The sequence below is a fragment of the Rhodococcus sp. NPDC059969 genome (genome assembly GCF_042738325.1).
GTDB lineage: Bacteria > Actinomycetota > Actinomycetes > Mycobacteriales > Mycobacteriaceae > Rhodococcus_F.
This window is the reverse complement of record NZ_JBHWUF010000003.1, coordinates 396,583-408,455: the sequence shown is the minus strand read 5'-3', so window position 1 is coordinate 408,455 and position 11,873 is coordinate 396,583. Positions and strand designations below refer to the sequence as shown.

The window sequence follows — 11,873 nt, the reverse complement described above, 5'->3', positions numbered from 1 at the left end:
ACGCGAAACTGGCCGCACCGGAAGGGCTCCGGTGCGGCCAGTTTCGGTCTTGGTCAGTTCGTGACTTGGTCAGGCGTCGCGCTTGTTGACAACGGCGATGCTGATTCCGAATATCACCAGCACAAATGCTGCGAAGTAGAACAGGCTTCCCCAAGGGCCCCAATGGAAATTGGTGCTCGAACCCGAAGAGAGGAAGTGGTCGGCATTGGCGAACGGGAGGAACGGTGTGACGTTTCTGCCGAAGGATCCGAACATGCCGAACAGGCTCTCGATGAGCAGCGGCCACAGCAGCAGTAATGCAATGGCGCCGGCGGACTGACGCAGGAGTGCTCCGACGGCAATAGCAAGGGCGACGCAGAGGAACGCGAAGATCGGTACGCCGTAAACGGCGCGCCAGGCATCGGCGTTGTCGAGTGCCAGATTGGTGGAACCTTCAGATCCTGCAGCAGCTTTGGTGATGAATACCGCGCCGAGCATGAGAACGAAGGACAGTACCGCGCCGAAAGCCCCGATCAGGCCGGCTTTGGCGATCAGAACCGAAGCCCGACTCGGGATGGCCTGGAAGGTGGTACGGATGATGCCGAAGCGGTACTCGCTGGTGATTGCGAGGGCCGCCATGATCATCAGGACCATCACGCCGAATCCGGATACTCCTAGCCCCGCGTCGTTGAACGTGGGGAGGAATTTCTCGAAATCAGGAGTTCCTGATGCGGCTTCATCGTTGTACGCCTGAATGCTCGAACTCGACGAACGCCCGATCATCCAGGCGACGCCCAACCCTAGGATGATGATTGTGATCGTGCACCACAGCGGCGACTTGGTCGTGGTGATCTTGATACGTTCAGCACTGAGAACAGCCATTACAGTGCACCTCCCATAGCGTGCTGTGTGTTTGCGTGGTGGGCTCCGGCGCCCGGATCGATACCGGACGCGTGGTACTGGACATCGTCTCCGGTCAACTTCATGAACGCATCCTCGAGCGACCCCTGCACAGACGCCAACTCGTACAACACGATTCCCTGCGAACCAGCCAGACCGCCGATCACATCGGTGGTCGAATCCACCACCACCAACACCGGCTCCGGGCCTGAATGGTCCTCGCGGACAGTCAGTCCCTGAGCAGTCAATGCGGCATGGAGAGCGTCCAATTGTGGGCTGCGCACGCGCACAGTCGACTCCGACGAACGATCCACGAACTCCGCCACCGTCGAATCCGAAATCAACCGACCCCGACCGATCACCACCAACTGCTCCGCCGTCAACGCCATCTCCGACAGAAGGTGACTCGACACGAGCACCGTGCGGCCCTCCGCCGCCAACCGCTGCATGAACTTACGAATCCAGACGATGCCCTCCGGATCGAGACCGTTGACCGGCTCGTCGAACAACAACACCTTCGGATCACCCAACAACGCACCGGCCAACCCGAGACGCTGCGACATACCGAGCGAGAACCCGCCGGCCTTCTTGCCCGCAACCTCGGACAATCCGACCAACCCGAGCACCTCGTCGACGCGGGACTTCGGGATCCCGTTCGAGGCGGCCATCCACTGCAGATGCGCTCGCGCACTGCGGTTGGGGTGCACCCACTTGGCATCCAGCAGCGCGCCCACCGTCCGCAACGGTGTTGTGAGTTCGCGGTACGGCTTGCCGTCGATCAACGCCGCACCCGACGTCGGCTGATCCAAACCCAGGATCATCCGCATCGTCGTCGACTTGCCTGCACCGTTCGGGCCCAGGAAGCCCGTCACGATGCCCGGCTTGACCGTGAACGACAGATCGTCCACCGCTTTCGTCGGTCCGTAAACCTTGGTCAATCCCCTCAGTTCAATCATGTGCAGAACTGTGCCCTACCGACACTGACCAGCGCATCGGTCCGGAGGATGACATGAACCCTGAGATGTGGAGACGGCAGTTCAGGGAAAACCCTGTCCTCGACCGGATCTCGGAACTGCCGCTATATGAGGGTAGTGCGCGAAGAAGTCGCCGTCGAACAATTGCCAGTAAAAGTCGTTCATCCTCGCAGCGGCGGGCGCGTGCCGTGTCAAGATCGCGGCCACCTCTGGCGCCACATCACCTGGGATATGACCTGTAGCGCACCGGCGTACGTACTGGTTGCGGGCGACTGGTCCGCCGCTTGTCGGCCTCGGTATCCCGCAGACCTCGGTCACCAACCAGTTGACCAGAAGCATGGCGGCGTAGTCGGCGTCGTGAGTGGCGTGGCGCCGGACGAAGTCGTGCTCGGCAGTCGACAGGTCGAAGTGTGGGGATGTGGCCAGTCCGAAGTCGGTGAGATAGATCCGCTCCATGTCGGTGCGCATGTTGCCGAAATGTCCGTCCATGTGGAGCAACTGTCGATCGCGCAAGAACGCCACGATCTCCGAGAACTGTCGCTCGACTTCGGCAGCCTTGCCGGTCGGGTTGTCTTGCAGCCAATCCGATATCGGGTGTGCGATGTACTCGCAGAACAGAACGAGGCTGCATGGTGCAGCGGCGAGCGCCTCGAGGCGTGTCCGCACTGCCGGGCTGCCGCCCTGAGAGGCAAGCACCGCGTCGATGTCCGCGTGTTCGGATGCAACAGGTGAGCGGCCGGGCAGCACCCGCCAGTGGTAAAGCATCGGGAATGACTGTGTTTCGCCGGCCAGAACGGCATCGGTGACGACGACGTTCGCGGCCAACTCTCGCCAAGCGTTGAAGCTTGGGCCTCCAATGCCGTACTGGCAGAACATGGGTAGGTCGAAGAGGTTGGACGTGGAGCCCACGTCGGCGAGTTCGCGTTCGCTCAGTGGAATTCGTTTGGTGAATACCGGAACGCCGTTGAGCCTGTTTTCGCCGACACTGACGAGTCCTGCGGCGCCGCCCACTCCGACACTCGTGACTCGAGCGGTGTCTACCAGTTGGGCCAGTTCGGCATCGTTCTGGGAAGCGAGGAATGCCGATAGTTTTCGGTACCGGTCAGCCCTGACATCTGTCATTCCACGACTGTGCCACAGGTTCGTGCGGCTTCGATTTCGCGAAGCCGCTTGTCGAAGTCTCCGATTCTGGCGGTGTCCTCGTAATAGTCTTCCTGCTCGATGATCTTCCCCCACTTGGTTCGAACGAGAAGCACTGTCCGATTTTGGTAGATGACGGAGCCGTCGGGGCCGAGCGCGCGGTCATTGAAACGCGCGAGCAGAGTCATGCGCCAAAGTGGACCACCGAAATACGCTTCGGTGACTTCGCCTTGAAGCCCGGCGGCGACGAATTCCTGGAGAAACTTCGCGATTTGGTCCCTTCCGGCGTGCACGCCGGCCCACCGATGATCGCCGTCGGCGAATCTCAGTACTGCGTCACGGTGATATGAGCCCAGCAGCGGACGGTAGTTTCCGGAGTTGAGCGCCCGGACGTCGCGCCTGAACTTGAAAAGCAAAGCTTTACGCAGCAGCGATCGCGAGACGATCGCCGTTCCGAGGCCGGCCGCGAACCATCGCTTCATCTTCGAAGCTTGTCGTGGCATCGAACGCCCTGTCAACGATGTGCCGGGGTCTGCTGATATCTGACAGAAAATTGGATATTGACAGTGACTGTCACAATAGGTGAGACTCGCATTATCGAGAATGGCCGGATCTCGGCCGAGGCGGGAGGACGTTGCTGATGTCACTACGGGAGAGACAGCGGTTGCAGGTGCGAGCAGACATTCAACGTGCGGCATTCGAACTGTTCGCACGTGACGGTTTCGAAGACGTGACCACTGACCAGATTGCGTCGGCGGCGGGGGTATCGGCGAGCACGTACTTTCGGCACGTTCGTAACAAGGAGGATCTGCTGTTGGATCCGGTCAGGCAAGGCGGTGCCGGAATCGTGACGCTACTCGAGGAGCGCCCGGCATCCGAGTCGGCTGATCTTGCGATCTCACGGGCAATCCTCGAGCGTTCCAATGCTTTCGAGTCCTCGGAGATCGATCAGTGGCGATCGGCGTTCCGTACCGCGCCGCACCTGATGGATCGAGTCGCGTTGATCGCGCCCGAACATCGTGATCGGCTGGTCGAGTTGGTGGCACAGCGAATGAAACTCGATCCGGAAAACGACAGCCGCCCAGGACTTCTCGTTCATCTGATGTTGGCTGCGGCGGAGTTCGGTTATCGGCAATGGATACGTCACCCCCACAAGCGCGGGGCATCGCTTCCCGTATGCGTCGAGGGGGCGCTCGACGCCGTTCGGGGATCCCGGTGGCACACGCAGGACGAAGATGACACGAAAGGTCGTGATCAGTGATGGACGAGGACACTCAGGGCGCCGTGCCGCCCGTAGTAAATGTGCCCGAAGTGGATGTCGTTGTTGTCGGATCGGGGGCTGCCGGCATGTCCGCAGCCATCACCGCAGCCCGCAACGGACTCTCGACGATCCTCGTGGAGAAGTCCGAATACTGGGGCGGTTCGTCGTCCCGGTCCGGGGGCGGCGTGTGGATTCCGGGAAATTCGATACTGCGCCGCGAGGCGCCGGCAGACGATATCGACTCTGCGCGAACATATCTGAAGAGCATTGTCGGAGAGGATGCAGACACCGACCGAATCGACAAGTATATCGATCGGGGTCCGGAAGCCCTCGATTTCCTGATTCGTCACTCTGCGCTGGAGCTCGAATGGGTGAAGGGTTACTCCGACTACTTTCCCGAGGCACCTGGCGGACGTGCAAGCGGCCGCTCGTGCGAACCGCGCCCGTTCGACGCGCGAGCTCTGGGCGACGATCTTGCGACACTTCATCCGCCGTACATGAAGGTTCCGCTCAACATGGTTGTCCAACAATCTGACTACCGGTGGCTGAGCACGGGGATCCGGCATTGGCGGGGTCCGGTGCGGATGCTTCGGGTAGGAATGAGATCCCTGGCCGCAAGAGCTCGGAAGAAGAAGCTGATCGGGCTCGGGCCGGCGCTCATGGCCGAACTGATGCTCGGAGTTCGGGACGCCGGAGTTCCGGTGAAACTCGGAACGAAACTTGTGGATTTGGTTACCGACAGCGGACGTGTGGTGGGCGTGCGACTCGAGTCCGGGGGAGTACAGACAACGCTGCGCGCCCGATGCGGCGTCATCCTCGCGTGCGGCGGTTTCGACAACAACGACGACATGCGCAGCGAGTATCAGCGTCGACCGAGTAGTGCACAGTGGACTCTCGGAGCGCCGACCAATACCGGGGACGGTATCCGAGCAGCTCTGGGCGTCGGCGCAGCAATTTCGTACATGGACGACGCGTGGTGGGCGCCGTCGATTCCACTGCCCAAGGGCCCGTGGTTCGCCTTGGCGGAACGCTCGTTGCCGCGCAGTCTGATGGTCAACGCCGGCGGGAATCGGTTCATGAACGAGTCGCTTCCCTACGTCGAAGCGGCGCATGCAATGTTCGGCGGGAAACATGGCCGAGGTGAAGGCCCTGCCGAGAACATCCCGGCCTGGCTGATTTTCGATCAGACTTACCGTGACCGTTACCTGTTCGCGGGAGTTCCGGCGCGTGGGTCGATACCTCGGTCGTGGATCGCATCGGGCGCGATTGTGCGAGCCGGATCGATTGCCGAACTTGCTGCGGAGATCGGAGTACCAGGCGATGCGTTGTCGGCGACGATCACGCGATTCAACAGTTATGCGCGCGACGGAGTCGATCGTGACTTCGGCCGGGGGACAAGCAAATACGACCACTATTACGGTGACCGCACCAACAAGCCCAATCCCAGCCTCGGAGAACTCACCAAGGGGCCGTTCTACGCCGCGAAAATGGTTCCCGGCGATCTGGGAACCAAGGGCGGTATCAACACGGACGCTCGCGCGCGGGCGCTGCGCGCGGACGGTTCGGTCATCGACGGGCTCTACGCCGCCGGAAACACCAGTTCGCCGGTGATGGGTCATACCTATGCGGGGCCAGGCGCAACTATCGGTCCCGCAATGGTTTTCGGCTATCTGGCGGCGCTCGACGCGGTCGCACGATCCCATGACGGTCGTGAGCTAGCGACCGAAGGCAGAAATAATGGTTTGGCAGATCGCCGTGGGTAGGGTTCTCTTGACAGCGTGACCCACCTCAACATCGCCGACGTCGACTACTTTCTCCCTGATGGTCGACAACTGCTCAGCGGCGTCAGCTTCCGGGTCGGCAACGGTGCCAAGACTGCACTGATCGGCCCGAATGGGACCGGCAAGACGACATTGCTTCGGATCATTGCCGGAGACGCAGTCGCTGACGAGGGCGCAGTCACCAGATCCGGAACACTGGGTGTGATGCGGCAATTCGTCGGTCAGGTTCGTGACGAGTCCACCGTGCGTGATCTCCTGTTGTCCGTCTCTCCGGCGCCGATCCGCGACGCGGCACTGGCGCTCGACACCGCGGAGAACGCGATGATCGAGCGAGACGAAGAGTCAACTCAGATGAAATACTCACACGCGCTGGCCGATTGGGCCGACGTCGGCGGGTACGAGACAGAAGACTTCTGGGACAAGGTCACTACCTCTGCTCTCGGCGTTCCCTATGACCGTGCGAAGTGGCGAGCGGCCAACTCGCTCAGTGGTGGCGAGCAGAAGCGATTGGTTCTCGAAGCGCTGTTTGCCGGGCCCGACGACGCACTTCTTCTGGATGAGCCGGACAACTACCTCGACGTTCCGGGGAAGAGGTGGCTGGAAAAAACGATCTCGGAATCGCCGAAAGTGGTCCTGTTCGTCAGCCACGATCGCGAACTGATCGCCAATGCGGCCACCCACATCGTGACTCTCGAACCCGGAATCAGCGGCGCGACATCGTGGACCCACGGCGCTGGGCTGGCCAGCTACCACCAGGCCCGCGAGGATCGCAACGCGCGCTTCGAAGAACTGCGCCGGCGCTGGGACGAAGAACACGCGAAACTGCGTGCCCTGGTACTGCGATTGCGTGAAAAGGCCAAGTTCAACGACGGCATCGCTGCTCGGTACCACGCTTCGCAAACCCGGTTGGCGAAATTCGAGGAGGCAGGACCGCCCGAGGCAATTCCCCTACAGCAGAAGGTGACAGTGCGACTGGCGGGTGGGCGAACTGCCAAGCGTGCCTTGGTCTGTCAGAGTCTCGAGCTGACGGGTCTGATGAAGCCCTTCGACACCGAGATCTGGTACGGAGACCGGGTTGCCGTGCTGGGCTCCAACGGGTCCGGGAAGTCGCATTTCCTCCGTCTCTTGGCGGGCGGTGGGACCGACCCCGGGACCGAGCATCTTCCCGTCGAGGCGCTCGACATCGCGCCGGTTGAGCATGGCGGAACCGCGACGCTGGGTGCCCGGGTACGTCCCGGATTGTTTGCACAGACACATTCCAGGCCCGATCTAACCGGAAACACGCTGCTCGAGATCCTGCACATGGGCGACGAACACCGCAACGGAATGGGGCGTGAAGCGGCGAGCCGGGCTCTAGATCGTTATGGACTGTCCCAAGCAGCGGAGCAGAAGTACGACGACCTGTCCGGTGGTCAGCAGGCACGACTGCAGATTCTGCTTCTCGAGCTCTCCGGCGCCACGATGCTGTTGCTCGATGAGCCGACCGACAACCTCGACCTTCATTCGGCGGATGCGCTCGAGCAGGGGATCGCCCAGTTTGCCGGAACCGTCATCTCGGTCACCCACGATCGTTGGTTCGCGCGCGGGTTCGACAGGTTCCTGGTCTTCGGATCGGATGGAAACGTGTACGAGAGTGAGTCGCCGGTCTGGGACGAGGCCAGGGTCGAACGAGCGCGCTGAGATCGAGCAGCCGCTCCCTACCTGGGGAGAGGCGGCAGCTCGTTGATCACCGCGCGAAGAAGGCTCAGATCGCTGCGGTGCGGTCGGGTCGGGGGACAGCGCGAAATATCGAGCAGCGCCGGGAAGTGCCACACAACGCGCCCTGGATCTACGCGTTCGACCGCCGAGTACCACTCGGTGAGCGGCTCGGCGAGCGCCGCGTGAAGCTCGAAATGCCGTCGTCGGCGGCTGAGGTCTCCTTCGCGCTGCAGTAGAAGCTGCCCCGGTGACGGTATCGAGATGACGGTCAGATCCACGAAACCGAGTCTCAGCTGCGCAAAAGCGCTTTCGACCGCCAGGAGTTCGTGCTCGAATCGCTCCCGAGGTGCTGCGCCCACCGCAGCGAGACACCAGCTGTAGTGCAGTTTCAGCGGGTCGCTGTCGCAGAGCGCGAGACCGGTTCTCGATTCGAGGTCTTCCGCTTGCGACCATCGCTTCGAATTGACCGTTGTCCAGTAACTTGCCTGAACGTCGAGATCCGTGCCGTTCGGCTCGAACCCCGTGGGCTGATACTCAGCGACGAATTCTTCCGCTGCGGATTCGCCACCGAGTTGGGTTCGGCACCAGGTGGTCTTGCCGGCGGCGCTGGGTCCTTCCACTGCGATGATCACCAGTTCATTCTCCATAATGATTGGGGCGGTTGGTTTTTCCCGTTGCCAGGACTCTCTTAACATTCCCAGGGGCATCGTTGGCGGTCCGACACGGCCTGTTTCGGTGCGGTGGGTCACAAAATCGCCGTGACGGTTGCCACATAACGGACGGATAACGATCGGTATGGTTGAAGCTCGAATCAATTAGTTGACCAGTGGTTATTGCGCGATTCTTCGCAGATTCTGGTACGGCAGTGCCGGAAAAGTGTCCCGTGACCAATCCGTGACCATCGCCTACGGTCGTTGACAGCCCGAAACTACCGGGCAAACACCGACCCGCAACTGCGTGCTTCTGCCCCGCGGGTCCGGTACTCCCGAAACCTTCGCGGGGCAGGAGTGAAACAGGCGAGTCGATCGACGAGACGTGAAAGCGTCCGGGCCGATCTCGTCCGTGGTGGCGGAGAGGATTTACCCAATGACCAGCATCACCTTCAAGCGCGCCCTCGGCGCAGTTGCAACCGCAGGCGCAGTCGTCGCGATCCCGCTCGCCATGAGCACCGGCACCGCGTCGGCCGCCGGCCACGACTGGTCCGGAGTCGCCAACTGCGAGTCCTCCGGCAACTGGGCCGCCAACACCGGCAACGGCTTCTACGGCGGACTGCAGTTCACGCAGAGCACCTGGAACGCATTCGGCGGATCCGGCAACGCCGCCAACGCCAGCCAGTCCGAGCAGATCCGTGTCGCCGAGAACGTTCTCGCAGGCCAGGGCGTCGGCGCATGGCCCGTCTGCGGTCAGTACCTGACCACCGGCACCACCGCAGGCTACTACGAGGCCGCAGCAGCGCCCGTCACCGCTGAGGCTTCCGTCGAGTCGGCTCCGGCAGCAAGCACCGGAAGCGGCAACTACGTGGTCAAGGCAGGCGACACCCTGTCGAAGATCGCTGCTGCGCACGGCATCTCGCTCGAGAACCTCGCCAGCCAGGTCCCGAACATCAACCTGATCTTCCCGGGACAGTCCCTCTCGGTCTAGTCACGTGGCCGTTTAGGGCCTCATTGCGTCGAAATTGTCCGGAGCTGATTCAGCCCCGGACAATTTCGGCGTTTCTGCGTTCGAAATGAGTTCCGCCGCTTCCGTATGGAGGGGAGCAAGATCCTGGCGCCACCCCAGAATGTGCAGCGCCGACCCGGCGATGACGGCGGCGTCGGGGATCGGCGTTCCTTCGAGCGCGTCGGCTCGCGCGCTGATCACACTTTCGACCAGGCGAAACGGAAGCTCGGCCAGAGTCGATGCCGGATCGCCAATTGCGGCGAGCACTGCCTGCGCGAGTGTCCGGTATTGCTCGCGAAGCCGATCGCGATCGGCTCGGAAAGAGATGAACCGGTCGCTTCTCAGTTCCGGCAAGAGGTAGAGGACGCCGAGGTTCCACCGTCCGGTGATCAGTTGCGCCGCGTCGATGTACGAAAGCGCGTACAGCTTCACCTCGGGTGAGGCGTCGAGCGGCCTGAGATTCTCTGCGAAGTCGAGCGCCGGAGTCACCGTGTCGGCGAGTAGCGCAACCAGGATGTCGTCTTTGGTGGCGAAATGGTTGTACAGAGACGCCTGACGCATCCCGACTGCTTCGGCGATGTGGCGCGTCGACGTCGCCGCGAAGCCTCGGGTGGTGAACAGTTCCGCGGCAGCATCCAAGATCTCCGCGCGGGCGGTCCCACCCGGGCGTCGGCGAGCGGTCAGGCGGGGTCGTCCGGGGCCGGCGTTGGTCACGCCTTCCATAGTGGCAGGCCGAGGCCTTACATGCGGGGTGGACGTCCCTGTGAGCATTTGGTCACGCGCTCGAAACGTACTCAACGAGCCTGTTACAGAATCGGGCGAATCGTATACGCGGGCGTCACCTGCGGCGAGTGGATTTCGCGAAAACTATCAATCGACAGTTATTCGCCTCTGAATCGCTTCGCCGAAGGAGTACGCCGTTGAGTGCAACCACCCCGGCTGCGCAGCCCACAACCGCATCCGCGCTCGCATCTTCACCTCACGACGACGGCGACCTCGCGGAGTTCGGCTACGAGCAGCAGCTGCATCGATCGCTGGGAAAGTTCGCGTCGTTTGCCGCGGGCTTCTCCTTCGTCTCCATTCTGACCACGATCTTCCAATTGTTCGGTCTCGGTTTCGGTTTCGCGGGACCGGCCTTCTTCTGGACCTGGCCGGTCGTCTTCATCGGACAGTTCATGGTCGCGCTCAACTTCGCGGAACTTGCTGCCAGATATCCGATTTCGGGTGCCATCTACCAGTGGTCGCGGCGAATGGGCGGTGAGATCGTCGGCTGGTTTGCCGGGTGGTTCATGATTCTCGCTCAGATCGTCACCGCGTCGGCTGCCGCCATTGCCTTGCAAGTTGTGCTCCCCAATGTGTGGAGTGGGTTCCAGATCATCGGCGAGGACAGCGCGCTCACCTCCTCGAGTGGCGCTGCAAATGCCGTGCTGCTCGGTTCGGTACTTCTGGTCCTCACCACCTTCATCAACTGCATCGGCGTCAACTGGATGTCGCGTATCAACAACATCGGTGTGACCTGCGAAATCGTCGGTGTCATCGCTGTGGTCGGGATGTTCTTCACCCACGCTCAGCGCGGACCGGACGTCGTCTTCGACACCGGCAGTGCCGGCGGTCAGCCCGGATACGCCTGGGCGTGGATCATGTCCGGACTGATGGCCGCGTACGTCATGGTCGGCTTCGGTTCGGCAGGGGAACTGGCCGAGGAGACCCGCAATCCCCGACGCGTTGCACCCCGCACGATCCGTCTTGCGCTCTCTGCGTCCGCACTCGGTGGCGGCTTGATGATCCTCGGTGCATTGATGGCGGCGCCTTCGCTCACCGACGGTCGCCTGGCCACGGAAGGTTTGCCGTACGTACTGACGTCTATCCTGAGTTCGCCGTGGGGCACTGTGCTGCTGATCGACGTCGCGATCGCAGTGTTCGTATGCACCTTGGCAATTCAGACCGCAGCATCGCGGCTCATGTTCTCCATGGCCCGCGACGGGCGTCTGCCGGCCTCGCCGATCCTGGCAAAGGTGAACCCCCGCACCGGAACACCTATCGCACCGTCCATCCTCATCGGCCTGATCTGCATTGCCGTTCTGGCCGTCAACGTGGGCAACTCGGCAATTTTCGCGACCCTGTCCAGCGTGTGCATCATCTTGATCTACTTGGCCTACCTCATGGTGACTGTGCCGCTGTTGGTTCAGCGGCTCAAGGGATGGCCGCGCACCGCTGCCGGCCCCAAGTTCGATGCCGAAGGTGAAAAGCTGTTCTCCCTCGGTATCTGGGGAGTGCCTGTCAATATCGCGGCGGTGGTGTACGGCGCACTGATGGTGATCAACCTGTCCTGGCCGCGGGCCGAGATCTTCAATCCCACCGGCGAATATCCCATCCTGCAGTGGGCTGCCCCCATCACGATTGCGCTGGTCGTCGGGCTTGGAGTCGCCTGCTTCCCGCGCGGACGCGCCACGCCGAATCCCGTCACGATCGGAGCCTGAC

The 11,873-nt window shown here is 62.0% G+C and carries 11 protein-coding genes; 5 read left to right on the top strand and 6 right to left on the bottom strand.

Translation table 11 applies throughout. The features are described 5' to 3' along the window. Positions 1 to 69 precede the first annotated feature (69 nt). The 4 genes from ACFWAD_RS13385 to ACFWAD_RS13370 all read right to left on the bottom strand — a co-directional run bounded on the left by ACFWAD_RS13385 (position 70) and on the right by ACFWAD_RS13370 (position 3,475). Positions 70 to 861 carry an ABC transporter permease gene (locus ACFWAD_RS13385; protein ID WP_378445893.1) on the bottom strand — a complete coding sequence of 264 codons (792 nt, stop codon included), beginning with the start codon at positions 859 to 861 and terminating at the stop codon, positions 70 to 72. Beyond that, positions 861 to 1,835, bottom strand: a complete 975-nt coding sequence (locus ACFWAD_RS13380) for an ABC transporter ATP-binding protein (RefSeq protein ID WP_378544475.1) — start codon at positions 1,833 to 1,835, stop codon at positions 861 to 863. The genes ACFWAD_RS13385 and ACFWAD_RS13380 overlap by 1 nt, the downstream gene beginning before the upstream one ends. 81 nt (positions 1,836 to 1,916) lie before the next feature. Continuing rightward, complete coding sequence (locus tag ACFWAD_RS13375; protein ID WP_378544472.1) at positions 1,917 to 2,975, bottom strand: serine/threonine protein phosphatase; 1,059 nt, start codon at positions 2,973 to 2,975, stop codon at positions 1,917 to 1,919. Next, complete coding sequence (locus ACFWAD_RS13370; protein WP_378544469.1) at positions 2,972 to 3,475, bottom strand: nuclear transport factor 2 family protein; 504 nt, start codon at positions 3,473 to 3,475, stop codon at positions 2,972 to 2,974. The genes ACFWAD_RS13375 and ACFWAD_RS13370 overlap by 4 nt, the downstream gene beginning before the upstream one ends. A 158-nt stretch (positions 3,476 to 3,633) precedes the next feature. Here ACFWAD_RS13370 and ACFWAD_RS13365 point away from each other — a divergent pair, with 158 nt between their 5' ends. From ACFWAD_RS13365 to ACFWAD_RS13355, 3 genes are read left to right on the top strand one after another with little or no spacing between them, the layout of a single operon-like run. After that, on the top strand, positions 3,634 to 4,254 hold the full coding sequence (locus ACFWAD_RS13365; RefSeq protein ID WP_378544466.1) for a TetR/AcrR family transcriptional regulator: 621 nt from the start codon (positions 3,634 to 3,636) through the stop codon (positions 4,252 to 4,254). Then, positions 4,254 to 6,017, top strand: coding sequence for a 3-oxosteroid 1-dehydrogenase (gene kstD, locus ACFWAD_RS13360; RefSeq protein ID WP_378544463.1), 1,764 nt, complete (start codon positions 4,254 to 4,256; stop codon positions 6,015 to 6,017). The genes ACFWAD_RS13365 and kstD overlap by 1 nt, the downstream gene beginning before the upstream one ends. Positions 6,018 to 6,032: 15 nt before the next feature. Further along, positions 6,033 to 7,715 (top strand): ABC-F family ATP-binding cassette domain-containing protein, encoded by a 1,683-nt coding sequence (locus ACFWAD_RS13355; RefSeq protein WP_283304580.1) that lies wholly within the window; start codon positions 6,033 to 6,035, stop codon positions 7,713 to 7,715. A gap of 17 nt (positions 7,716 to 7,732) precedes the next feature. On the opposite strand, the gene ACFWAD_RS13350 is transcribed toward ACFWAD_RS13355, so the two are convergent. Continuing rightward, complete coding sequence (locus ACFWAD_RS13350) at positions 7,733 to 8,380, bottom strand: hypothetical protein (protein WP_378544460.1); 648 nt, start codon at positions 8,378 to 8,380, stop codon at positions 7,733 to 7,735. A gap of 439 nt (positions 8,381 to 8,819) precedes the next feature. On the opposite strand from ACFWAD_RS13350, the gene ACFWAD_RS13345 reads away from it, so the two are divergent. After that, on the top strand, positions 8,820 to 9,374 hold the full coding sequence (locus ACFWAD_RS13345) for a transglycosylase family protein (RefSeq protein ID WP_378544457.1): 555 nt from the start codon (positions 8,820 to 8,822) through the stop codon (positions 9,372 to 9,374). A gap of 12 nt (positions 9,375 to 9,386) precedes the next feature. Here the strand turns inward: ACFWAD_RS13345 and ACFWAD_RS13340 are convergent, their stop codons facing one another. Continuing rightward, the gene (locus tag ACFWAD_RS13340; RefSeq protein WP_378445902.1) at positions 9,387 to 10,115 is read right to left on the bottom strand and encodes a TetR/AcrR family transcriptional regulator; all 729 of its coding nucleotides are present in this window, start codon (positions 10,113 to 10,115) and stop codon (positions 9,387 to 9,389) included. 197 nt (positions 10,116 to 10,312) lie between these two features. Here ACFWAD_RS13340 and ACFWAD_RS13335 point away from each other — a divergent pair, with 197 nt between their 5' ends. Then, positions 10,313 to 11,872, top strand: coding sequence for an amino acid permease (locus ACFWAD_RS13335; protein ID WP_378544454.1), 1,560 nt, complete (start codon positions 10,313 to 10,315; stop codon positions 11,870 to 11,872). Position 11,873: the final 1 nt, after the last annotated feature.